The sequence below is a fragment of the Anaerolineae bacterium genome, assembly GCA_016931895.1.
Lineage (GTDB): Bacteria > Chloroflexota > Anaerolineae > 4572-78 > J111 > JAFGNV01.
In genome coordinates this window covers 22,777-47,483 of record JAFGDY010000056.1, presented here as the reverse complement: position 1 = coordinate 47,483, position 24,707 = coordinate 22,777, and the positions used below count along the sequence as shown (strand labels likewise).

The 24,707-nt window shown below is 52.5% G+C and carries 18 protein-coding genes; 6 read left to right on the top strand and 12 right to left on the bottom strand.

What is annotated here, in order from left to right:
• From JW953_04795 to JW953_04780, 4 genes are all read right to left on the bottom strand, one after another.
• The coding region (locus tag JW953_04795) for a family 43 glycosylhydrolase (GenBank protein MBN1991998.1) at positions 1 to 494 on the bottom strand (494 nt) is incomplete at its 3' end.
• 519 nt (positions 495 to 1,013) lie between these two features.
• The gene (locus JW953_04790; protein MBN1991997.1) at positions 1,014 to 1,427 is read right to left on the bottom strand and encodes an LD-carboxypeptidase; all 414 of its coding nucleotides are present in this window, start codon (positions 1,425 to 1,427) and stop codon (positions 1,014 to 1,016) included.
• Positions 1,428 to 1,524: 97 nt separating this feature from the next.
• Entirely contained in the window at positions 1,525 to 2,379 is an 855-nt protein-coding gene (locus JW953_04785) for an LLM class flavin-dependent oxidoreductase (protein ID MBN1991996.1), read from the bottom strand.
• A gap of 29 nt (positions 2,380 to 2,408) precedes the next feature.
• Positions 2,409 to 2,795 carry a VOC family protein gene (locus JW953_04780; GenBank protein ID MBN1991995.1) on the bottom strand — a complete coding sequence of 129 codons (387 nt, stop codon included), beginning with the start codon at positions 2,793 to 2,795 and terminating at the stop codon, positions 2,409 to 2,411.
• A 1,285-nt stretch (positions 2,796 to 4,080) separates the two neighbouring features.
• Here JW953_04780 and JW953_04775 point away from each other — a divergent pair.
• The 3 genes from JW953_04775 (at position 4,081) to JW953_04765 (ending at position 11,717) form a co-directional block, all read left to right on the top strand.
• Complete coding sequence (locus JW953_04775; GenBank protein ID MBN1991994.1) at positions 4,081 to 6,930, top strand: cellulase family glycosylhydrolase; 2,850 nt, start codon at positions 4,081 to 4,083, stop codon at positions 6,928 to 6,930.
• A gap of 71 nt (positions 6,931 to 7,001) precedes the next feature.
• Positions 7,002 to 8,732, top strand: coding sequence for a CotH kinase family protein (locus JW953_04770; protein MBN1991993.1), 1,731 nt, complete (start codon positions 7,002 to 7,004; stop codon positions 8,730 to 8,732).
• Between the two features lie 114 nt (positions 8,733 to 8,846).
• Positions 8,847 to 11,717 carry a lamin tail domain-containing protein gene (locus tag JW953_04765; protein MBN1991992.1) on the top strand — a complete coding sequence of 957 codons (2,871 nt, stop codon included), beginning with the start codon at positions 8,847 to 8,849 and terminating at the stop codon, positions 11,715 to 11,717.
• A gap of 43 nt (positions 11,718 to 11,760) precedes the next feature.
• On the opposite strand, the gene JW953_04760 is transcribed toward JW953_04765, so the two are convergent.
• Entirely contained in the window at positions 11,761 to 13,092 is a 1,332-nt protein-coding gene (locus JW953_04760) for an alkaline phosphatase family protein (protein ID MBN1991991.1), read from the bottom strand.
• 525 nt (positions 13,093 to 13,617) lie between these two features.
• Complete coding sequence (locus JW953_04755; protein MBN1991990.1) at positions 13,618 to 14,157, bottom strand: flavodoxin domain-containing protein; 540 nt, start codon at positions 14,155 to 14,157, stop codon at positions 13,618 to 13,620.
• 515 nt (positions 14,158 to 14,672) lie between these two features.
• On the opposite strand from JW953_04755, the gene JW953_04750 reads away from it, so the two are divergent.
• Genes JW953_04750 through JW953_04740 form a run of 3 tightly spaced genes read left to right on the top strand, consistent with a single transcriptional unit; the run spans position 14,673 to position 17,904 of the window.
• Positions 14,673 to 15,422: a QueT transporter family protein gene (locus JW953_04750; protein MBN1991989.1), complete on the top strand. Its 750-nt coding sequence runs from the start codon at positions 14,673 to 14,675 to the stop codon at positions 15,420 to 15,422.
• 20 nt (positions 15,423 to 15,442) lie between these two features.
• Positions 15,443 to 17,119, top strand: coding sequence for an energy-coupling factor ABC transporter ATP-binding protein (locus tag JW953_04745; GenBank protein ID MBN1991988.1), 1,677 nt, complete (start codon positions 15,443 to 15,445; stop codon positions 17,117 to 17,119).
• On the top strand, positions 17,116 to 17,904 hold the full coding sequence (locus JW953_04740; GenBank protein MBN1991987.1) for an energy-coupling factor transporter transmembrane protein EcfT: 789 nt from the start codon (positions 17,116 to 17,118) through the stop codon (positions 17,902 to 17,904). The genes JW953_04745 and JW953_04740 overlap by 4 nt, the downstream gene beginning before the upstream one ends.
• A gap of 8 nt (positions 17,905 to 17,912) precedes the next feature.
• Here JW953_04740 and JW953_04735 read toward each other — a convergent pair whose 3' ends face one another.
• The 6 genes from JW953_04735 to JW953_04710 all read right to left on the bottom strand — a co-directional run bounded on the left by JW953_04735 (position 17,913) and on the right by JW953_04710 (position 24,590).
• Positions 17,913 to 20,360: a glycoside hydrolase family 9 protein gene (locus JW953_04735; GenBank protein MBN1991986.1), complete on the bottom strand. Its 2,448-nt coding sequence runs from the start codon at positions 20,358 to 20,360 to the stop codon at positions 17,913 to 17,915.
• 331 nt (positions 20,361 to 20,691) lie between these two features.
• Complete coding sequence (locus tag JW953_04730) at positions 20,692 to 21,903, bottom strand: acyltransferase family protein (protein ID MBN1991985.1); 1,212 nt, start codon at positions 21,901 to 21,903, stop codon at positions 20,692 to 20,694.
• A gap of 14 nt (positions 21,904 to 21,917) precedes the next feature.
• Positions 21,918 to 22,340, bottom strand: coding sequence for a response regulator transcription factor (locus JW953_04725; GenBank protein ID MBN1991984.1), 423 nt, complete (start codon positions 22,338 to 22,340; stop codon positions 21,918 to 21,920).
• A 2-nt stretch (positions 22,341 to 22,342) separates the two neighbouring features.
• Positions 22,343 to 22,531: a hypothetical protein gene (locus JW953_04720; GenBank protein ID MBN1991983.1), complete on the bottom strand. Its 189-nt coding sequence runs from the start codon at positions 22,529 to 22,531 to the stop codon at positions 22,343 to 22,345.
• Between the two features lie 174 nt (positions 22,532 to 22,705).
• The gene (locus JW953_04715; protein MBN1991982.1) at positions 22,706 to 23,380 is read right to left on the bottom strand and encodes a response regulator transcription factor; all 675 of its coding nucleotides are present in this window, start codon (positions 23,378 to 23,380) and stop codon (positions 22,706 to 22,708) included.
• Positions 23,373 to 24,590, bottom strand: coding sequence for a sensor histidine kinase (locus tag JW953_04710; GenBank protein MBN1991981.1), 1,218 nt, complete (start codon positions 24,588 to 24,590; stop codon positions 23,373 to 23,375). The genes JW953_04715 and JW953_04710 overlap by 8 nt, the downstream gene beginning before the upstream one ends.
• Positions 24,591 to 24,707 lie beyond the last annotated feature (117 nt).

The following is a 24,707-nucleotide window of genomic DNA, read 5'->3' as shown; positions in this document are numbered from 1 at the left end:
TCAAAAGAGCCGGTCTGCCATTTTTCCAGTTGCCCGCCCCACAGCCCGCCAAAGTAGAGGTAAGCCTGGCCGTCATCGTCTATAAAAACAGCCGGATCAATGCTGAAGCTGCCCGGAATAGGTTCCGGTTGAGGGATGAACGGTCCAGCCGGTGAGGGGCTGGTCGCCACGCCAATGCGAAAAATACCCTCGTCATCCTTGGCCGGGAAATACAAATAGTAAGTATCGTTCTTAAAGGCGGCGTCGGGCGCCCACATCTGTTTTTCGGCCCAGGGAACATCGTTTACGTGTAAAACCTGCCCGTGGTCCACCGGCAGAGAATGCATGTTCTCCATTGAAAAAACGTGGTAATCTTCCATGTCATATTGGTCCCCCATTTGGGTTTCCGGGTTGTTGTGGTCTAAATCATGAGAGGGATAAATGTACAGTTTGTTGGCAAACACGTGAGCAGAAGGATCGGCGGTGTAGAGGTGGGTGATCAATGGTTTTTTCATAAGTTCTACTTTGCCGGTTGCAGTGGGAGTGGGCGTGGCAGGGCGGGCAGGAATATTGGTTGGCGATGTTTGAATTTTAAACTGAGTGCAGGCGCATACGCCTAACGCCGTAAAAAAAACGGCCATAAAACCAATCAAGCCTGAAGATTTTTTACGCTGCCACATAAAGAAAAATCCGTTGTTTTTTATTAAACTCAATGGTCGTATTTTTTGCAACCTATGCCCATACATTTTTGAATCTGGCTGCCCCAATTTATTCCTGATTTCTTGCTCATTCGCCTTTTGGTCGAACGACCGACGGCAGACGACGGAAAAGCGGCCAGGAGACCGCCGGCGTTAGTTTAACATGATTTGGTAATTTTTGCACACCGGGGTTGAGATGGAGAATTGAGGTGGATGTGGGCCGGAGCGGGTTTTGCGTCCCTTGAGGTTACCAAAGGATCTGTTTCCCTTTTTAGGCCATAGGGTAGGGACAGGACATTGTCCTGTCCCTACTGCCAAAATTTTGGAATGTACCCGCTACCCAACACATTGTTGCAAGATTTCTATTTTGTGCCCGGCGGCGTCCATGCTCACCCTCCCTCCCACCGGCAAGACGGTATTAGGGCACTTATGGCCAAACTCATTGACTTTGAGAATAGGGAAGTCATACTCAGCCGTAGCGTTCAGCAATACCGAAATGTCGCTGATGCCCAAAAATATTTTGGGGTTGGCTTTGATGGTTTGCCAGTGGAGATAGGGCAAACAAACATTGGCCGTATAGCCGCCTTGCGAACAGATAATGGCTTTGACGGACTCGTCGGCAAACATGGCGTTAATGTCCGCTGCCTTTTTTTGAGGCAAGGCGGCGTAGCCCAGCGTGTTTGAAAATACGTGTTGGCCAAGTACCACTTCAAACCCCATTTCCGCCAAAAACTTGATGCCGTTGTTCATATTTGCGGGTCATCTTGAGCCACCGGGTTTGAGGGCGAAACAATCCCAATTTTATTGCCTTTTTTTAATCTTGGAGCAATCATTACTCAACCTCTCTCTAAATTGTTGGCGGCCCTTGCCGGATGCGTTGATGCATGGCTTCTAGGGGCCATGTTTCTTCCATAGTTTGGCCAAAACTGAAGGGGGTGATATTTTCCAACCACCAGGTAACGCCTGCTTTGGCATATCGGCTGACAATTTCCGCAGCTTGCGCCGGGTCGTCGCCGGGCGTGGGCCGGCCCGCGTAAATCACGTCAAAGGGTTGGTTGTTTTGCCGGTGAGCTTGCACGTAGGCTACGGCTTGTTTAATGTTCTCAATCTCAACCTCAACGTCACCCTCTTTGTTAAATAGGGTAAACATTCCATCCCACCGCGCCGCCCGCCGTAGCGGAGCTTTATTGGGCCAAACGCCGCCCACCCATACCGGAATACGCGGCGATTGCCCCGGCCTGGGTAAAAAACGGGCCTCTTTGATGGGGTAATATGGCCCCCGGTTAGTGATTGTTTCCCCCGTCCACAATTTTAGCAACACCTCCAGCGCCTCGTCCAGCATTGCACCACGTATTTTGGGATTGGTTTCTTCGCCCAGGTAGGCAAATTCTTCTTCGTGCACGCCCAGGGTCAACCGTCCCCTAGAAAGATGGTCAACTGACACCGTTTCCCGGGCCACTTTCCAGGGGCGGCGGCGCGGCAGAGGCGTGATCATGGCGCCCAAGCGTACGCACTCGGTTTGCAGGGCAATGGCCGCCAGCGCCACCCAGGGATCAACCATTTCTCTATTGCCCCAGGCGGCAATGTGATCCCAAATAAAAAAGCCGTCCCAGCCGGCTGCTTCGGCATCGCGGGCCAGGTTAGCCAGGGTCCGGGCATCGCCGTAGGGGCCAAAGTTTGGTAAAAAAACAGCATAGTTCAGCATAGTTTGCTCCCTTAGTTTTGTTGTTTTTATGACCGCGCCAGCCACTGTTCAAAAGCAAAATGGTTGCCCTCGCAATCCTCAACCCACAGAATCAACACCACACCATCTACCTTCTCAAGCGGCCCAGTCTTGACGTCTTTGCCCTGCAAATACGCCTCAACCGCGTAAACATCGGGGGTGGAAATGAATAACCGGGCCGCTTTTTTAATTTTTACGTCCGGCTCAACCCAACTCAAAGCCAGCCGCGCGCCCTTAACCGGCAAGGCAAACTCCGTATGGCAATCGCCGCCGGAAAAAATCACCTCAAAGCCAAGAACATTTTTGTACCAGGCTACTGCTCGCTGCATATCATGCACATCATACTCAAACATAATGGTATCATTTTTGATAAGATCATTGATAGATTCACGCATGGTTTCCTTCCTTCAATCAAGAAGAAATTTAGCTGGGCAGATCCATTTAACCAACGCTCGTTAGCTTGCGCTACCGTTTGTAGCTAACGCTTGGCCCAGGGCAAATGCTTCATCCAGCTTAGACCGGCAGTGAGCCAAAAGTCTTTTATCTCCTGCTCATGCCCCTCCCCGCGGTTAAACCTGCTAGCAGTTTTTTAGACAAAGTAGCGGTGTTGCCGTTCTTATTTGGATTGGCCAACAGAGCAAGGACTCTCCTTTGTTCATCCCGGCTATAGGCTAAAGCGCACCGTACTTTGAGCAAATGCGTAAGGGATGGGGGCTAAGGCTATCTGGCTCACCCACCGCAAAGCAGTCTGTGAACACTTTAATTATATCTCCACTTTACTTCAGAATTGTTGACACCTTGTGTCAGTTAATCAATTCATTGCAGGCTCGTTGCCAAAAAGTAGGGCAACAGAAAGTAGGGGCGACCGGCCGGTCGCCCCTATCTGCCTGACATCCGGGACGCACCCCGGCCGGGTCTGGCCCCCTTTTTAGGCCATAGGGTAGGGGCCGAACATTGCCCGGTCCCTACCGCCAAAATAGAGGTGAATAGATGGATCTGGCAGAAGTGGTTGGTTAAAACATGGCTTCTCATATCCACCCCCTCCATCCCCATAAATCCCCCCTTTGATGGATGACGCTATGGCCAATTTTGGTATATACTGATCTAAAACCGTCAAACCGGCCGTGCCCGTAGTTAATGGGCCTGGGTTAATGTATCTCTGGGCAAGTTGCCGGTCAGGTTGGATTTTTGAAGTTTTAAAACCTTTTGCTGGCGTGGTTCGTATATATTAATGTTGTCATGGCTAAAGAGCACACACCTACTTGAAAAATTTACATCCGGTAGGAATGTCGTTTTAAGAGAATTTGCGGCATTGAGTTTAATAAGTTGAGCGTAGCTTGAAGGAACCCAAGCTTCAGAACATTTTCTTGGTCTCTTGTCAAATTCCTTCTTACATGCCCTTACTCACCTGAGTGGGGCCGTGCCCGCCTAAATATTACTCAAGTTAGCCCCCCCAAAATAATTCAAACAGGTGAGGTCAATTGGCGGCAGAACTGGTATCATGGCAACTGGGCCGGTTAATGCAAATTGGTTGCCATACCGGGGCAACCTTGATCTGGGGCTATTTCTTAAGCTGCCGGGAACCGTGTCATAATTTTTGTGGCTGATGACGTATAAGGATATAGAGGTAGAAGCATGTTGTTGCTGAAACAGTACAAGATTAAATCAAGTTGGATAATTTTGCTCGTAGTTTTTGGGGGGGCAATGGCGATGGTGCTGTTTTTGCCGCCAATTTCATTGGCCGATCGACTGTTTTATGGGGATTACAAACCCATTGACGTAGACAATTATAGCTTGTATACTGATAATGGAGCAGAATTAATTTTTACGCCGGTAACGGGCCAGCCTGCTTGGGTTAAGTTGGATATTCTGCCAGACGATCAGTTTCAGCCGGCGGCGGCGAGTGACAATCTGGCAACCGCGCCAGAAAAGTTGCCCGCCAATTTAGAAACCAAAGGGCCGGTTTATCGTATTACCTATAGCGGAAAGCTTTTACCCACCCTGAACTTAAGCCTGCCCAACCCTGCCGCCAAAAACGACCATACCCTGGACCTGTACGCCTTTAACGGCGAAACATGGGAATGGCAGCCCAGCCGCAGAATTTTGGCCCAAAATATTATTCAAGCTGAACTGGATTTTTTGCCCAAGGCAGTGGCTCTCATGCAAACACACGCGCTTGATCTTGGTATCTCTACCGATTACGCCGGTAGGCATCATAACATCTTGCCCGATTTGCCCGATGTTGACGAAACCAGAACGGTTGAAATCAACCTCCCGATTTTTTATTTGGCCGGTGATGGTTGCCTTACCGGCAATGTTGGCCAAATTCCTTTAGAAATTCAAGATGCCGATCTGGCAGTTATCCCCACCATTCGTAATGGGGCTGAGATTGATAACTTGTTGGTTGACCCGGCCCTGCGCCAACAGCATCTCAAGGCCATTGTTGATCTGTTTACCGGCAGCCAATATCGGGGTATTGATCTTGATTACCGGGACATTTCTCCCGATTTACGCCAGGAGTACACCGATTTTTTGCTGGAGTTACGCCGGGCGCTGCCAGAAGATAAGCAGCTTTTGGTACACGTTGCCCTGCCCCAACAGTTATCTACAGGCGCTTGGGATACCGGCGCTTATGATTGGCCGGCTATTGGCCGCATTGCAGACCGGGTTAAAGTGCCCACCTGGCCTGATCCAAAAGCTTATGCACCGGGCGGACAAATGGAGCAGATGCTCGATTGGGCTACCGGGCAAATTAATCGTTACAAAATACAGTTGCGCTATACCCCCCACAATATTGAGTGGGTAGATGGGCAGGCCCAATCTGTTAGTTCCGCGCAAGCGCTTGAAAAAATCGGCGGGGTTATGGTGGTGAATGTTTTTGAGGGAATTAATCCTGGCAGGAATCTGGATTTTACGTTGTCCGGCCAAGCCTCAACCGGCGTTCAAATTGACGGCACAACCGGCACGTATTGGTTTGGCTATCTGGACCAAGACAATCGCCACCATACCGTTTACCTGGCGAACCCGGCCCGGTTGGTGGATGCCCTGGAGTTGGTGAATTATTACAATTTGTATGGTGTAGCTTTTGAGAATGTTGGTGCTGAAGCGGATGAACAGGTGTGGGAAATATTGCGGACTTTCCAAAATTCAACCTTTACCCCGGCTTTGGCGGACAATGAATATTCCGTGGCCTGGCGAGTGCAAGATCAAGATGGAGTCATTGTGAGCCAAACAACGGTTGATCTGAGCCGTCCTGATTATCAATGGACTGCCCCGAAACAGGGCGGTGTTTTTGCCGTGATCGCCGGTATCTTTTCCGGCCAAAATCCAACGCCCCTTCCGCAGGGAACGCTGGTTGTGCAAGTGGCCACGCCCACCCCTTTACCAACTCCTACGCCCACGCCCACGCCCAGCCTAACTGCTACCCCCACTCCGGCGCCAACCGCAATTCCAACTGCCACGCCCAGGCCGGCTCAACAACAAGCCGCGCCGCAGCCGCCGGCCGTACCGGCCATGAACATTCCCTTTGGCTACGGTATTCAGGCTGACCCGCGCGGCGATACCTCGGCCAATATTGAGCACATCAGAGCTTTGGGTTTCAATTGGGTCAAGTTTCAAATGGCCTGGAAAGATGTAGAATCGGCGCCCGGTGATTACGCCTGGGCAATGTGGGATGGGCTGATCAACGCCTACCACGGCAACGGCATTAACATTCTGTTAAGCATTCCCAAGGCCCCTGATTGGGCGCGGCCGCCGGATGATGACAAAAGCGTGGAAGGCCCGCCCCAAGACCCGAATCTCTACGCCCAGTTTGTGGCGCAAGTATCCGGCCGCTATCGCGGTAAAGTGCAGGCCGTTGAAATTTGGAACGAGCAGAATCTTTGGTATGAAGCCGGCGGGATGGGCCGCATTAATGCCGCCAATTACGTGCAGCTTTTGCAAGCCTCTTACCGGGCTATTAAGTCCGTCAATCCAGAAATGCTTGTGGTGAGCGGCGCCTTAACCCCGGCCGGCAATGTGGGTGAGGCCGCAGTGGATGATATTGACTACCTTAACCAGATGTACGCTAACGGCGCCAGGGGATTTTTTGACGCCCTCGGCGCGCACCCTAGCGGCTACAACTGTCCGGCTCAAGGCGATTGGCGCACTGTGACCGACTTAACCGCAACCAATTTCCGGGGACCGTTTGAGAACCGGCACCACAGTTGGTGTTTTCGGGGCACAATGGAAGGCTACCGCGAAGTAATGGCGGCCAACGGAGACGGCCACAGAGTCATTGTCCCTACGGAATTTGGCTGGGCTGTTTCCGGCAAGCCCAAACCGGGTTATGAATATGCCCTCGATAACACCCCTGAAGAGCAAGCCCGGTGGATTGCTGAAGCGTATCAAATGAGCAAACAGTGGGGCTGGGTGGGGCCAATGTTCCTTTGGAATTTGGACTACGGCGTAACCGCGCCGGGTACTGAACTGGCCGGTTTTGGTATTCTCAATACACCCGCTTACCACGTTCTGGCCGGTTTGCCAAAATAAGAATTCTAGTTTACACCGCGTCTAATAAAATACACCTTAGACGCTTTCAGGAAGATAGCTCAAGGAGGCAAATGATGATGAGCTTAGGTTGGTTCAATAAATTTGGTTTAAGAATATTTTTAATGGGATTGCTCCTGGCCTTATGGGTGGGGATTGAGTTATCAGCTGGTGAAAGCGTTGTTTTTGCCCAAGGGGGTACAGTAAGTGATGAGGCACAAACAGATACCGAAGCCGAGCCTGGTGAAGCGTCTGAACCGAAAGTGGTTGTGTTTCCCGAAACCATTGTCTTTTCGCATGAGGCCATGGTGACCCACCAACCCTTTGTTTTAACTCTGAAAAATCTCACCGGCGGGACCATCCGCTACACCACCAACGGTTCTTTGCCCATGGCCGCCAGCGCCCCTTATACCGGCCCCATCGCCATCAACCAGTCAACCGTTATCCGGGCCCAGGTGTTTAAATATGACGGCACGCCCGCCGGTTATCCCTATACCCGCTCTTACATTGTAGCTGATTATGAGCAGACCATTCCGGTGATTTCTCTCTCCTCCGATTGGGTTCACTTTAACACCCTGCACACTGCGCCGCAAGAAAGGGGCAAAGAATGGGAACGCCCCGTGACCATAGAATACTTTGCGCCCGGCGGACGGGAAGAGTTTAATGTAAATGCCGGTATTCGCATCCATGGCGGCAAATCTCGCTGGTATAGTCCCAAAAAATCGTATCGCCTCTACTTTCGCAAAGAGTATGGCGGGCCGGGCAACCTGGAATATCCCCTGTTTGAAGATAGTCCCGTAACCAAGTTTGACAAACTGGTGCTGCGCGCCGGCTACAACGACAGTTTTGCTTACTGGGGCGAAAACGGCGTTAGAGGCGACCAGGTTTATACCGCCAAGTACATCGGCGACCAGGTAACGCGCAATTTGCACCGCAATATGGGCCAACCCATTGCCCATGGTCGCTGGGTGCTGGTTTACCTCAACGGCCAATTCTGGGGCCTTTACAATTTAACCGAGCGGATTGACCAGCAAATGCTGCGCTCATATTCTACCAAAGACGCCGAATGGGACGTTATAGAAAAAGCCCGTTACTATGACGAGCAAGGTTTGTGGGTTGAGCAGGAAGAAGTGAGAGACGGCGGTTACGGCAGTTGGCTGGAGAACCAGAACTGGGTGGGCAGCGCCGATTTTTCCAATCCGGGCAACATTGGCGGCCTGGAATGGCGGGTAGACCTGGAAAATCTATTTTCATATATGTTTCTCCAGGCGTACGTGCAAAATTATGATTGGCCGCAGAGCAACTGGCTGGTTTACCGGCGCTGGGACCCGGAGGCTTATGGCAGCGATGCCAAATGGCGCATTATGGTTTGGGACGCTGAATTCAGCTTTGGCAGCGGCTCCCAGGGCTTCAGAACCGACATGAATACCCTGGAACGCGCCTACAGCCCGCACGATAGCATTACCCGGCTCATGGAAAAACCCATGATCGGCTTTTGCGGCTTCAAACACCGTTTTGTAGACCGCGCCCGGGAATATCTGGGGGTTGAGAACAAATACGGCAAACCACCCACCGAAGTGGGCCAGCTTTCCAAAGAAAATGTCAAAGCCGAAATTATGACCCAGGCGGAAATTGTGCGGCCCTTCATCCAAATGGAAACGGACCGCTGGGCGCCGGATTTGCCCGGCTTGCAGCTCTTTGACCAAAACGTTCAGAACATGCTGCGTTTTGTGGATGAGCGAGAAAAGGTTATTTTACACCATCTTGATGATTTGAGATACCAGACTTTTACTCAGTGCAAATAGTACTACTCTGGTTACAGTAGTGGGGGTGCTGCATACAGTATCCCCACCTTCATTATAAATCAGAAGTTGTAGGTAATCATGATTCACCTAAAAACTAGAAAAAGATTCTTTTGGATGGTATTGGTCCTCAGCCTGCTGCTCAGCGGCGGAATGAGTTTCACCACGTCTGCCAGCAACGCCAGCGACTTGATTATCAATGAATTTTTGGCCGACAACGGCTCCGGCCTGACCGATGAGGATGGCGATTATTCAGACTGGATTGAAATCTATAATCGTGGCCGGTCGGCCGTTAACCTGGGCGGCTGGGCTTTAACAGACGATCCCGTCCAACCGCAAAAATGGCCTTTGCCGGATATGATTTTGGGCAGTGATGAATACCTGCTGGTGTTTGCTTCCGGCAAAAATCGCACCTCAACGGACCCCGGCGCGGTTTTGCACACCAATTTTAAACTCAGCAAAACCGGCGAGTTTTTGGCCCTGTACCATATCCTTGAAGATAGGTTTATGGATATCATTGAGCCGCAGTACCCGGAGCAGTTTAGGGATACATCATACGGTCGCTACGGGGATGACTTAAACTTTGCTTTCCTGACCCACCCCACGCCCGGCTTTACCAACGATATGACTTCGGCGCGGCTCGACACTATTGCTCCCGTGCAATTCAGTGCAGAACGGGGCTTTTACAGCCAACCGTTTTTGGTTGAACTGACCGGCGTTACGCCGGGAGCCACGATCAAATACACCACCGACGGCAGCGCCCCCACCGAAAGCAACGGCGCGGTTTACACCGAACCCATTCCGGTTAAAACAACCACGCTGCTGCGGGTAGCCGCCTTCAAGCCCAACTCCCGGCCATCGCCGGTAGAAACGCACAGTTATATCTTTTTGGATGACGTTCTGGCGCAACCCGCAGCCCCGGCCGGCTTTCCCTCCCATTGGGGGACTCAATTAAAGGGGCCGCAAGGGGCCGCAAGTGGCTCGCTGGTGGCGGCGGATTATGAAATGGACCCGGATATCGTCAACGACCCGGAGTTCAAAAATATGGTCAAAGAGGGCCTGACCGTCCTGCCCACGCTGTCGCTGGTGATGGACGGGCCAAGTTTTGACCATCTCTACACCAACCCCGCCGACAGGGGTAAATCCTCAGAGCAGCCGGTGTCGGTTGAATTTATCTCGCCGGATGGGAGCGAAACCAACTTTTTAATAAATGCAGGGATCAGGCCGGAGGGTGACCCGGCGTCGCCCAAACAATCCTTTCGCCTGCTCTTTAAGGGCGAGTATGGGGCGTCCAAACTTGTTTACCCGCTATTTTCTGACTCTTCGGTCACCCAATTTAACTCTCTTTTACTGCTGGCCGGCGGCGATGATGGTTTTGCCGGCTCAACCTCAACCGAGTCCAATTTCACCTACGCTCGCAATCCGTGGTTGCGGGCCTCGCAGTTAGCTATGTCTGATCTGGGCGTCCACGATAGGTTTGTGCACCTTTACCTCAACGGCCTATACTGGGGCGTGTACAACCTGGCCGAACGGCCTGATGCGTCATTTATGGCTTCGTATCTGGGGGGCGAAAAAGAAGATTGGTTTATGGCCAACCAAGAAGGGCCGCTGGGCAACAATGATGGAGCAGGCCGGTTAGATGATTTGTTCACGCTCGTCAGCCTGTCCGAGCGGGTGGGCCATGACCCAGACCAACTGGCCCCCCTGCTCGCCGAAATAACCGGCTCGCTTGATCCGGCCCAATTAAGCGATTACCTCATCTTGAATTGGTATGTGGGCGTTGAGCAGTTACCCCGGCAATGGACCATGGCTATTCGTCGCCAGGATGTGATGGGCCGGCGGGGTAAGATCATTGCCGATGAAAATGATGAGGCTTTTAGGCGTGATGGCGCTAACCTGGGGCAGGTGAACGGCTTTGCCACCGACCCTCTTGAGGTGTTATTTCAAAGCCTAAAACAGGACCCTGATTTTCGGCTCCAGTTGGCCGACCGGCTGTATCAGCATCTATTTGCCGGAGGGGCGCTAACGGATGCCAATGCTCAACAGCGTTGGCAACAACTGGCCGCTGAAATTGACCCCGTCATCTTGGGCGAGGCGGCCCGCTGGGGCGATGCCAACCGGGAAAACTCACCCATACAAGATGATTGGGGCCAGGCCACTAAGGCGGTGCTGGTTCAAATGGACGGCAATGCCGGCAGGTTGATGGCCCAGGCCCGGGAGGCCGGTCTTTATCCTCAATTTGACCCGCCGGTGTTCAGCACGAACGGCGGTTTGGTTGAATCTGGCTTTGCGTTGTCCATGGCGGCGCCGGCCTCATGCCCGGATTGTGTGATTTACTATACCACCAGTGGTTCCGATCCCAGGATGCCCTACACCGGCCAGGTGTATCCCGAGGCGATGATTTACACCGGCCCGGTAGTGTTAACCAAAACCACCCAACTCAAAGCGCGAACCTTCAATCCGCAGGCCGAGCAAAGTTGGAGCGCCTTAAACCAGGCCACGTATCACGTGACCCAGCCGGGCAACAAACTGCGCATCACCGAAGTGATGTACAACCCCCGCGATGGCGATGATTATGAATTTATCGAGTTGAAAAATGTGGGCGATAGCGTGATAGAGTTGGCCAATATCTCTCTTGACGAGGGGATTCGGTTTACCTTTCCGCCCAACACCCCTCCGTTAGAGGCGAATGGCTTTGTGGTGCTGGTCAGCAATCCTGCCTTTTTTGCCGAAAAGTATCCAAACGTAACCATTGGCGGCGCGTACGAGGGGCATTTTTCAAACAAAGGGGAGAAAATTATTCTGCGGGATGCCGGGGGGCAGGCGCTGTTGGAATTTGAGTATAATGATGAAAACGGTTGGCCCGTCAGCCCGGACGGGCGGGGGGATTCGCTGGTTTTGAGAAATGAGAACGGCGACCCTAACGATCCCAATAACTGGCTGGCCAGTCGCAACCTGTACGGTTCTCCCGGAACGGATGAACCGTAGAGTTACGGCGGCGGCGACAGTTTAACCGTCGCCCCCGTTTGAATTAATTTGTTTGGGGGAAAATTTCCATCACGGGCCGCCCATCAAAATATTCGGGAATCGGCACATCTAAGGCGTATAACACGGTGGCGGTTGTATCGTAAATATTAATGTGCCCCATGGTAATGCCTTTAGGCACATCCGGCCCCACCGCCAGCCAGGGAATGGTCCGGTCAACGGGCGAATCATCGCCGTGGCGCTGGCCATGGCCGCCGTGGTCAGCCGTAACTATCAGGAGCGTATTGGGCCAATAGCCATTGTTTTTAAGTTCGGCCACAACTTCACCAATCAATTTATCCACGTAAACTACGGTATTTAACTGGTGCTCCGACATCCAGCCTATTTCGTGTCCTGCCCGATCAACGTCTGGAAAGTGGATAAAAAGAACGTTGGGCAAACCCTGACCAATCAACTTGACCGCCTCTTCCTTGACCAGCTCATCATAGCCGTCAGTACCATAAAGGTTGTCCACTGAATCACCCCAAACCAGGTAATTGAGTTTTTCCTTCCCAAACACCATGCCTGTAGTTAGGCCGGCATCGTGGGCTATATTAAACAGCGTAGGCACTTTTAAGCCCGGCCAGCCTATGTACGGCAGCGAATCCAGCAGGCCATGTTTTTCGGCCACCACCCCGGTTAACATGGAGGCGTGGCTGGGCAGGGTAAAACTCTGCACAATGGTTTGCCCGGTAGGGGTAAAAGCGCCCTGTTTTATGAGTTCATCCAGGGTAGGGGTGTGGGCCAGGGCTAAGGCGTCGGGCCGCAAGCCGTCTATGCTGATCAGGACCACGTATTTAATGCCCGGTTCCGGCGGGGGCGTTTCAGTGGGTATTTCCTCCACTATGGGCGCCGGCGGGGGCGGGTCTGGGGGCAGGCCGGTGGCCGTAGGCAAAGGAGTTGGGGTAAAGGTTGGCGTATCAATAATAACGCGCGTTGCGGTAGGGGTTGGCTCCGGCGGCATGGTGGCCTGGGGTAGGGTTAGCGGCGTGGGGATGAGCATACTCTGGGGGGGCATCGGCTTAGACCGTTTGGGCTTGGCCGTTGCCTCTGGAACCGGAACCGGCTGGTAGACCTCATCCGGGTTAAGATGGGCAACCTCTTCCACCGCCTCTGAGGAAACAGCAGTGGCCTCGCCTGGGGTGGAAGATAGGGGTGACGCCGGAACAAGGGCGCAACCCTGAACCAGAATGGCCAGCGCAGCAATGAGTAAAATTGTCAATTTTTGGGCAAAGGGTTTTGGCCAATACCGAGCCGATGGGGTAAATCTCTGCCGTTGAGGGGCCGATGGCGGCGGCATATTGCTTTTATAACATAAAGACGATAATATAGGTGGCATAGGGCAACCTCCTTATGAAACCAGGATGACAAGGTTAGCAAAGCTAGGGTTTTAGTTTTGCATGATCGGCTTAAATCAAACAACTTCCCCAAACACTCATTGTTCCAATATCTCAACCTCTGATCAGGAAGTTGTTCTTCAGGCTCTGTTTATGAACGCGCATCTTATCTGGGCAGATTGCGCTTGTTATTCACGACCAAATGCCGTAAGCCCTTGCGTAAACTCAATCTCTGAGTTTACGTTTAGCCCCATTCTGTTCAATTACTCTCCGGATAATGTTTTATTAGACAATCCAGCCGTTAAGCCAAATATTTGCAAGGATTGTCCCCCCCCATGTGGAGCGCAGCTTCCCAATATGGAACGCGGCGTTTTATTTTAGTGACAATTTATCAATGCCGTCAACTTTACCACATTGCCCATAATAACACAAATCGGCTTTTTGTGCCGCCGGGTGGCATTTAAGCTAACGGGAATGATGACCGGCGGATGGAGGAAGAGGGAATATACAAATCTCTGTGGACGCTCTTACTTTGCCTCTGTTTCTGGCGGGCCGGCTGTTTCCTTAAGCGCATCGGCGATAGTGGCGGCCCAGGCAGTGATGGCCTCCCAATCGCGAAAATCGCCAACCGGGGCTTTGACGTTTTTGATCATCCACTTCTCGATGAAATTCAGTTTGTCCGCATTCACGTTGCCATGAAAAACGGCAATGTCGCGGGGCTGGATACGATCGGCGATAGCTTGCTGGGCCTTGGGCAAACGCCACCCCTGCAATAATTCTACCGGCTCTCTCTCGCCCGTAGGCCCGCTGGAAAACAACCACACCTTTTGCTGGGCCAGCATTTTCTCGTTGGCCTGCAAAAACCTCGCCGCCTGTTTGCGCCATTTGCCAATGTAAACCGCACTGCCCAATACAACGGCCTGGTAAGGGGTCAGGTTGCTAACCTTATCCGCAGGCAGCACATCGGCCGGCAAACCGGCTTGCCGGAGCACTTTGCCAATTCTTTCGGCAATCTCTGCCGTTGCGCCATACTTGGTGGCATAGGCCACCAGAACTTGAATACTCATTGTCCTCTCCTTTTTTTATTATTCTTGGCTAAATACTTTATCTATTTTTGATATAATAATCCAAAGCCGGTGATAAGCGCAAGCAGGGCAGTGACAGATTCTGAGAATACCGGAATGTCCCCTATGGGTGTCCTTTGCAAATCACTCGTAAACCGTCAGAAAATCGTCAATCTTGGCCATCATTGCTCTAAATAAAAACCTCCTTTCACCGAGAACAATGGTATACTGCCAACGGGCATAAAGGGACATTTCTACCAGAGTAAAAAGTGTTCCTTTATGACCGTGCTAAGTATAGCATATTGCCGAAAAATCAACAATCTCTTGCCCAGGCCATTAATTGTTTGACACTTCTTTCTGATTGTAATAAACTACCGACGGATGCCCCCGTATCCCCCCGGCTTCAACAGGCACACAAGGAGGTGATGGTTATTGAACGGACCAAGGTAGAGCAACGCTTCCGCTATTTTTCTCGTGATCCAAAAATTTAATACGTAAAGTGAAAGGAGACAAACGCAATGAAGGCTGCTTTTTCAATGTGGAAGAATACCAGGATGATCATCCTGGTGGCAGTATGTGCCGCCATCTACGGCGCGGCGCTTATCGCCTTTAAAACCGCTATTCCCCTTATTCCCGGCATCACCGAGGTAAGGGTGGCCAACATCTTTCCGATGGTTTTTGGCCTGTTGTTTGGGCCGGCCGGCGCCTGGGGTTCGGCCATCGGCAATCTCATCGGCGATATCTTTGGCGGCACGTTAGGGCCGGGCAGTGTCTTTGGTTTTATCGGCAACTTTTTGCTGGGTTACCTGCCCTACACCATGTGGGCCACGCTCAAACCCCTGGCCGACGGCCAGCGGGAACTGGCGGTGGCCAATTGGCGCTCGTGGGTGCTCTACATTGTTATTGCCCTGGTTTCCGCCGCTGCCTGCGGCGTGATCATCGCTACGGGAGTAGCTGCATTGGGGCTGGTGCCTTACCCTATCCTGGTCAGCATCATTGCCATTAACGATACGGTGGGCGGATTGATTGGGGGCATTTTGCTGCTGGCCATCTATGGCGTCACCAAAAAACAACTGGGCCTGGTTTGGTGGGACGTGATGGAAGAATCAGACATCGGCAAGCCCATTGCCGGGGTTATTGGCGCCTGGCTGGTCACGGCCGGCGCGCTGCTTGGTTGGATTTTGGGAGGTTATCTATTGACTGGCCAGGCCCTGACCATCGGCGTCATTTTCGCCATTGTTATTATTGTTGGCAGCATCTTGCTGTAGCGCCAGCCGGGAGTCCGCAAATGGGCATTGCCGCCTTAATTGAAGACTTGAGTTTTACCTATCGAGAAACCCAACAACCGGCCCTCAACCATGTCAACGGCCAGATTGAGGACGGCACGTTTGCGGTATTAATGGGGCACGGGGGCGCAGGCAAATCAAGCCTGTGTTACGCGCTCAATGCTCTCGTGCCCCGGTTCTTTCGGGGCGATTATCAGGGCCGGGTGACCGTTAAAGAGCAAGTGGTGAGCGAAGCCCGGGTGGCCGAAATGTCGCGGCTGGTGGGGCTGGTGTTGCAAGACTTTGAGGCCCAGCTTTTTTCTACCAGCGTGGAGCTGGAGGTCGCCTTTGGCCCGGAAAACCATCGCCTGAACCGTGACGAAATTGAGCGGCGTATCACGCGCTACCTGGATTTTGTGGGCCTGGCAGCGATGCGCCAGCGCGAACCGGCCAGCCTATCCGGCGGGCAAAAACAGCGTCTGGCCATTGCCTCGGTGCTGGCCCTGGAGCCGGGCATGCTGGTGATGGACGAGCCGACCACCGACCTTGACCCGCTAGGCCGGGAGGAAGTCCTATCGGTGGCCGACCTGCTGCGTCAAGAAAATCGAACGCTGCTCATTGTTGACCACGAGCCGGAAACGGCCGAGCAGGCCGACCAGGTTTGGCTCATGCAAAAGGGCCGGATTATGGCCCAGGGGCCTCCTCGCCAGGTGATGACCGATCTGGCCGCGCTCGAAGCCTGTGGGGTCAAACCGCCGCCCACCGTAGAGCTTTTTCAAAAGATGGGCTGGCCCGGCTCGCCCCTCACCCTGGCCGAAGCCAGGGCAGCCATCGAAAAACATCACCTGGCCCAGCCGCGTCCCCTTAATCTTTCCTTCCCGGCCGCCAACACCGGCCGCCCGGCCATTTTGGAGGCGCAGGAGGTCAGGCACATTTACCCCACCCGCAGCGTTGAGGCCCTGCGTCAGGTGAATGTGAAGATCAATGAAGGCGAGTTCGTAGCTGTTTTGGGGCAGAACGGTTCGGGCAAAACTACTCTGGCCAAACATTTTAACGGCCTGTTACAACCGACCAGCGGCGAAATCCGCGTGGCCGGCCGTCCGGCCCGGGAGATCGGTCGCCGCAAATTGGCCCAAACCGTAGGTTATGTTTTCCAAAACCCTGATCACCAAATTTTTGCCAACACGGTGCGCGAGGAGGTGGGGTTTAGCCTCAAGGTGGCCGGTTTTGACGCCCAAACCGCCAACCGGCGGGTGGGCGAGGCTTTGGCGGTGGTGGGTCTCTCCGGCTACGAGGAAGAAGTGCCCTTCATCTTGACCAAAGGCGAACGCCAGCGAGTGGCGGTGGCCTCGGTGCTGGCCGCTCAACCCCAGGTGATCATTCTTGACGAGCCGACCACGGGATTGGACTATCATCACCAGCGGAGTATGATGGACATGCTGCACACGCTCAACCAACAGGGGCATACCATCATCATCATCACCCATTCAATGTGGGTAGCCGTGGAGTATGCCCGGCGCACAATTGTGTTGCAAGATGGCCAGGTGATGCTGGACGGTCCAACCCGGGCCGTCTTTGCCCACGAAACCGAGCTGGCCGCAGCCGCTCTGCGGCCGCCCACATTGTTGCGCCTGGGTAACTGGCTGGGTACCCAGGCGCTCACCGTGGGGAAAATGGCCCAGGAGTTAAAAGCGCGATGAATATCTTTTTATATCTCGACGAAAATACCTGGTTTCACCGGCTGGACCCGCGCACCAAGCTCATTGGCATGTTCATTCTCTTTATGATGGCCTTAACCTTTAACCATCCCCTGGGCGTGGGCAGTGTGACCCTGTTCGTGTTCGCCATTGCCGTTGCGGCCAAAGCTCTGCCCAATTTCTGGCGCTTGCGCTTTATCCTGGTTTTGCTGACCGTGTTCAGCACTGTGATGTGGCCCTTTTTTGCCGAGGGGCCGACCGTGCTCTGGTCGTGGGGCCGGTTGCAGGTTAGCCAGGAGTCGTTGCTCTACGGCCTGGCGATGGGGTTGCGGCTTTCGACTTTTGTCGGCTCCGGCCTGCTGTTGCTCTCAACCACAAAGAATGAGGAATTAACCAACGGCTTAATCCGCCTGAAGCTGCCCTATCCCTTTGCCTTTGCCCTTTCCACGGCCTTCCGGCTGGTGCCCACCTTTGCCGGGGCCGGGGCCACCATTGTGCAGGCCCAAATCTCGCGCGGCCTGGACCTGGAATCTGGCAATATTTTCACCCGGGCCGGAAAATTCATTCCCCTGGCCGTGCCATTGTTTATCTACGCCATCCGTCATACCAACCTGCTGGCCATGGCCCTGGAATCACGCGGCTTTAGCCCGGAACATCAACGGTCGTTGTATCTCAATCCGCAAATGAGAGGGGGAGATTACGCCGTATTGATTGTATTGGCCCTGGTGTGGTTGGGCATGCTCTACTTGCGCTGGCAGGGTTACGGCGCGGTGCTGCCCCGACTTTAGTATAAATCTCAGCTGGTCCCGTTCAATAAATCATTGGCGGCATTGACCAGGAAGATATATCCCGCGCCGACATTAATCACATATTCATTCTCGCCCCATAAAAAGGGCCAGTCTTCCTGGTTTTCAGGGAAATCCGGCTCAATAATTAAAACCCCCGGCACAACGCCGCCGGCAATAAATGAAAAATCAGCCCGGTTGGTGCCATAGGCCACCTTTTTTGAATGGGCGCCAACGCCCGAAACAAAGGAAATATTAGAGCCAGGATGGCAGCCATAGATATAGTTTAAGCCTCTAAACGTATATTCGGGCTCAATGATGTTGGGAAAGGCTTTGTGCAATAAATAATTGGTAATGGCCCAGCCAATAATCTGGCCGTTTCCGGCCCACCCTCCCCTGGAAATAGGCACGCCAAAAGGATTGATTTTATCAAACTCGGCCAATTCATTTTTATAAGCTTGAACCAACTTTTCTAATTTGGCTGCATAAGTTTCATTCATATAAGGCATCGCCCGCGCGGCCATTGCCGCATTGTGGGCAAACTGGTTTTCAATCGTCGGCCACAATGCTTCTATCCGGGTGGCATATTTAGCCTCTTTGGTGCAGATCAATAGTTCAACAGCCGCTTTGAGTTCCTCTTCTTCCAGGCTGCCGCCGGTGGTGTTGCCGTGAGAAAAAGTGTCTGGCGCATGGCTGTGTTCCTCTATCCATACTTTTTCAGCCGTAGCCAAACATTCAACCGCCAGTTCATCATTGAAGCCACGCAAAGCGCGGCTGGCGGCGGCCAAAGCGGCACTAGAGCCGTAGTTCAAGGGGGTAGATTTACTGGTAAAAGCCCAGCGATCGTCAATCGGGCTGTTATTAAATCCATCCCGTTTGCGGGTAGCCAGTTCGGGGTCTTCGGTTACAATATTATCGGTCATGGTCATGGCATCCCCCAGATGGGTATATTGGGAGATGTTGGCCGCAATGATGCCGGGAATGGCGTGGCCAACCGCGCGGTGTTGCGCAATGAGGGCCAGCACGCCGTGTTCAATCTGCTGTAGCAAATCGGGTTTGCCGTCGGGGTGGTGTATGTCCACATAGCGCTTTTCCTGATCAATCGTGGTCTCATCCCTATTCAGGCCAAAGCTTTCCCAGGTTTGCACCATACTCAACACGACTGCGTATTGTGACTGGGTGCGAATATCAAAATCCCCGGCATCAAACCAGCCGCCCACATTCAAGCCCGGAATATGCTGGCCTGGTTGGTAAGGGGTGTCGGTGGTGGGGCCTTGGGCGTACAAATCAAAATGCACGTGATCCACCGGCGCCTGCAAAGCATCATCAAGATGGGCGGCGCCATGCCAAACGCGATACGCTTCATTCACGTATAGGTGGTCCATCTGGGCCGGAAAAAAGATGTCCAGGGTGGGTTGCCAGGCATTTTCAAATACATCTTCGGCAATGCCAAAGGGTCTGGTACGTTGTTGGCCGTATTCAATAACATACAGCCCACTTTCTTTGATAGCGGTAAAATCAAACGTGAAGTAGTTATATCTGAGATATTGCCCCCATTCTTTGATCTCACCCTTGAGTTTTTCCTTTAATGCGCCTGTTTCGGTGACTTTCAGGAGGCGAGCCGTGGCCTGCGAGCTATCGTTTTTGTCAAGTTCGATCACGGCAATTTTGTTTTGCCAGGGATGGTAACCAACCTGCGAATGGGCGATCATCGGCGGGCGCGTCCAATAGGGAATCGTGTTAGCCGCCAGTCGCCATTCAATAACCTGGCCGGATTTGCCCGCCGGGATCAGGCTGCGCACCACATACCAGCCGTTTTGGGCTTTATTGCGGCCATCAAACAGTAGCAGCTTGCTACCATCCCTGGCGGCTATGGTGACGCGCCGCGCCGGGTCTTCCGGGGCCAAGACCAGGGTTTTACCGGCGGCAATGGGTTTTGGCTCAACCTGGCCCGCCTTGTCCACGGCCGTTGGGCCGCCGGGATAGAGTGGAAAAATCCCGCTTTGGCCATCCATAAGGTACGCTTTGCCAAAATAGGCGGTGGGCAGGAATTCCAGGTTAAAGCCGGCCCGGCCCTCAAGCTCGTCAGGTAGCGGCTTTTCAAGATGAACACTCAGCAGGATACCGCCCTCGCGCGCCTCGGCCCTGATCATAAAATCAAAATCATATTCGGCATATCTGGCATAAGCCTCAATCCGATTAGCGCGTCTATCTACTTCGCGTTTTACAAATTCAGGGATAGGGTCCCATTGTTCGGGGGTGGAGTGCAGTCTTACGTCGCCATTGGTGGCGGTGCGCACTTCATGGTGGATAATTTCCACGCCACTTATTTTAGAATCGCTAAAGTTGCTGTTGTACCAATTGCTAAAAACCAGCACATTAAGCCCGCGCGTTTCAAAATAGTCGAGGTCATTCAGGTTGAGATCATTGGCCGCATTTAAAGGTTGGTGAATGTTCATTAATTTCCTTCCGGTTAGATTAGAGATTGAGTATTTGCTCAAGATAGCCTACCTTGAGTTGCCTCACCTCTATTTTTGCAATGAGACCCCTCGCTCCATTTAGGCGGTGGACAAAAAATCTCCTGGCGAGTACAACCTGATTTTACACCAACTTGGTCAACACGGCCAACCCAAATCAAACACTCCGCTCTATTAAACACGACTTGAGCGACTGTTGGTACGTAATAAAAAATTACGCAGTTATAAAATCTTCCCAGAAACTGAATTTAGCTTCTGGAAAGGTGAACTGTGTAACTTCTACAAAAATCTCCAGCTTATCGAATGTTGCGTTTTATAGGATATTTCTGGCCAGCGGGAGTTTGCGGATAAAGGTAGCCAGCCAGAAACAGAGCGGGACCACAATGAGGGCCACTAAAGGGAACTTGATCAATGGGTACAGGCTCAAATCCTGCAAAGCCAGCGCAACCATAACCGCAACCGGGGCGTGAATAATATACACGGTGTAGACGCTGTCCGACATTGTTTTGGTCAGGTTACTCTGATGATTAAACCGCTGGCGGAACCAGACCAGGAGGGTGATGATCATCGCCATACAAAGGAGTTGCTCCCACAGGGCCAAAGCCAAAGCCTGCCAATGAACGCTGCCCATAAATGGGGTGGGGTCGTCCGCTCCGCCAAATATGATCATAGCGGGGAACAGCACAATGAGGGCGATGGTGATGTTGCGCCACAATTTGCCGGTGGCCTCGGATATGCTCATAAACCAATTACGGCGATAGGCCATCAGACCGAGTGCAAACAGAGCGATGTATTGGGGAAAGTAGGGAAATTGCAGATTCAACAGGTCAAAATTCCAACCTATGGGCAGCCATATCCGCACGATAAAACTGACTACCCCCAGAGCCAGGGCGAACATGGCAATTGCCATATTACCGGGCACTTTTTCATCACGCTGGGACGGGACAGGAATCCCAGGCTTTGCTAATCGTTGCCACAGCACGTAGATGGCGGCGAAGATCAACAAGGTTTCAACAAACCACAAAGGGCCGACGCCCAGCCTGATATTTTCCAAATAATGAGTTTCAAAATATCGGGCCAGGCCCCGCCACACGGACCCCTCGAAGCCGTCAACATTAACCATCAGTACGTAAACGAGCAGTGGCTCGATGATGATCATGTAGAACAGCAAGGGGATGCCCAAACGCAAAAGCCGATCTTTGAGAAACAGCCTGGCCCCCTTGCGATCATAAGAACCGGGGGTGAAATAGGCCGATATCATAAAAAAGAAGCCCATAAAGAAAGCTTGGTTCACGGCGTTAAACATTGTAAGCAGGATAGTGGTGAGGTCGTCCGGCTGACCTTCATAATAATACCATCCCCCGCCATGGCCGTAAGTGATGGATAAGTGGAGCAGAACCACCAGGGTGATCAGCAATATTCTTAAATTATCAATAAAATATAATCGAGCTTTGGCCACTGCTTTAGCCGATATCGGCATTTCTATAGCTCTATTTGCTGCATTGATTGATAGAGTTGTCATCATTATCCTCCTGGGAATTAATTAAAATGTTGAATGGTTTTATAAATTTCGCGTATCTTTTTTTCTAACATGCCGGCGGCTGCGTCTTTCTCAATGAAGGCGTCAGCCCCGACCTGTGCGGCTCGTTCCCGATTGTGTTGGCTACCATAGAGGGTGAGCGTTATTACGCCCCCGGCCAGATGGCGGCTCTTGATTTGCCGGGTGGCCTCAAAGCCATCCATCTCCGGCATTTTTAGATCCATAATGACAATATCGGGCCTCAATTGCTCAGCCATCTGCACGGCTTCCAAACCGTTGGCTGCCTCACCGACCACTTCGAAATCGTCTGCCAGTTGCAGCAGAGTTTTGATCCCTTGTCGGACGTGAGCCAAATTGTCTACGATAAGCACCGTTATCCTGGTCGATTCAATTGGAGAGGAATGTACACTCGTTGCCGTCATTTTTACCACCAGATAGGCTCATCTAAATCGCCATTCCACACCGGATGCGTTGACTCCTGATTTTCATCCAATTCACTATTTTGTTCAGGGACATTGGGGTGGGCTGGCTCATCCAACTTTGTGGTGAACCAGTCATGAATGACACTGGGTAGATCAACTCCGATGGTGATGGTTCTCTGTAAAGCGTTCATTGGTTCCTCCTGTTTCTGTGCTGCCGCCTTTGCAATTGAATGTTTATTTGAAAATAGTGTATCAAGTTTTTCCGCCATCCACATCGGGCCAGCCGTGTATTTTAGGTAATAAAAAAGACCGATCTCGTAGATCGGTCCGGGTAGGTCTTTGGTCTTAGGACTACAGGGGGAGAGCTATTGTTCTGGCCCCAGGCCCTTTTGCAGCGCGTAAATTGCCGCCTGAGTACGGTCGGCCAGGTGCAGTTTGCTCAGGATATTACTCACATGGGTTTTGACTGTTTTTTCGGCAATGGTCAACATCTGAGCGATCTCGCGGTTGCTCAGACCGGTGGCAATGAGCCGCAGCACTTCGAGTTCCCGTTCAGTGAGATCTTCAGAATCAGTTTCACCGGGTTTGGCAGGCGCAGTCTTTTGCTGTTTTGCTTTTGCGGTTACCTGCTGCATGAGTTTTTTAGTCACCTCGGGATGCAGTTGGGCCTCGCCCCGCTGCGCAGCTTTGATTGCTTCTACCAAATCGTCGGGCGACACATCCTTTAACAAATAACCCAAGGCCCCCGCCTCAATTGCCGCAAAAACTTTCTCATTTTCAATAAAACTGGTTAAGGCCAACACCTGAGTTTCGGGGCTGAGTTCCCGGATACGGCGCGTGGCTTCGATACCGTCCAGTTGGGGCATCACCAGGTCCATCAACACAATATCGGGTTGTTGTTGACGCACTTGCTCCACCGCTTCCAAACCATTGGCTGCCTCGCCCACCACTTCAATCCCTTCACTCAACGTGAGAAAGGTGCGCAACCCCTGCCTGACCATCGCATGGTCATCAACAATCAAAACCTTGATCTCATCCATCCGCTTCCTCTCCTTCAACCTGGGGAATCTCTACCCTGATCCGGGTTCCTGCGCTGGGTTGAGAGTCTACTTGAAACGTACCGCCCATCATTTCCGCACGCTCGCGCATGCTGGAAAGCCCCATCTTCGTCTCGTTAAATTTGAGGGCGGCAGGGTCAAAACCTATCCCTTCATCCTCAATCTGGAGCAGCACCCGGTTATCCTCCATGATCAACGTAACTACAGCGTTACCGACCTGGGCATACTTGACGACATTGTTGAGCGCTTCCTGAACAATGCGGAACAATCGGCGTTCTTGAATGCCGGAGAGTCGCCTTTCTCCTTCTATTTGAAGGTCAACCTCCAGTCCTGCTCGACTTTTCAGAGCAGCCAGGTGTTTGCGCAACGCCGAAACTAATCCTTCTTCTTCCACCGCGGGAGGACGGAGTTCAAAAATCAAAGCCCGCATCTCGGCCAGGGCACCTTGCGCCAATTCCTGCAGATGATCAAGCTGAGGGGCAACCTGGGCGGGGTCTTTGTCCAGTAACAGCCGCGCCGATTTGGCGGTGAGGGTGATACTAAAAATGGTTTGCGTCACCGAATCGTGTAGTTCCCGGGCCAGATGGTGGCGTTCTTTGGTTGCGGCCAGTTCCTCGGCCTGGGCCGCATAGTGTTGCAATTGCCGGTGTGCCTCTTGAAGCTCCGTTAGCAACTTTTGACTCTCTTGACGCGCGGCCTCGGCCTCCTCACGGGCGGTATCGGCTTGGCGCATGAAGGCCACGTAGGAACCGGCAAAAAGATAGGCCACCGTGTAGGTTAAGATAAACGGTATCCCCTCACCCCAGCCAAAGCGATAGAGCATCAGGATAGCCATCACCACCGTGAATAAAATTATCCATCGAAATCCGATCCGTGGCGGGAGAACACGCATGGCCTGAAGCGTGAGCGGGATCAACAAAACAGCAAAATAATCGGTGACAATTGAACCGGCTGGGATAAGCAGCAGGACAGCAGTGATGACAGTTTGTACCGCCAGATAGAGCGGCGTATACCACGGCGAACGGCGAGAGAGCCACGGCTCAATCGCCAATAACAGAAAGAAGGCAGCTAATAGCCCGGTTACTAGCCACTGGTAAGTCCGGCCCTGAAAATGAATCAAGCCACGAATGGTCGCGCTTAGGGCAAAAAAGTAAATAATCACGTATGTGATTAATGTTCTGTATCGGGCCATAAACATCTCCGCAAGCCGGTTTACACTTCAGCCCTCGCTGTATTCATTATTTTGGCGTATGGGGGAGTCCCTACAAACCATTGTAGCACCTATTAGATCTCCCTCAAAATCTTCCGG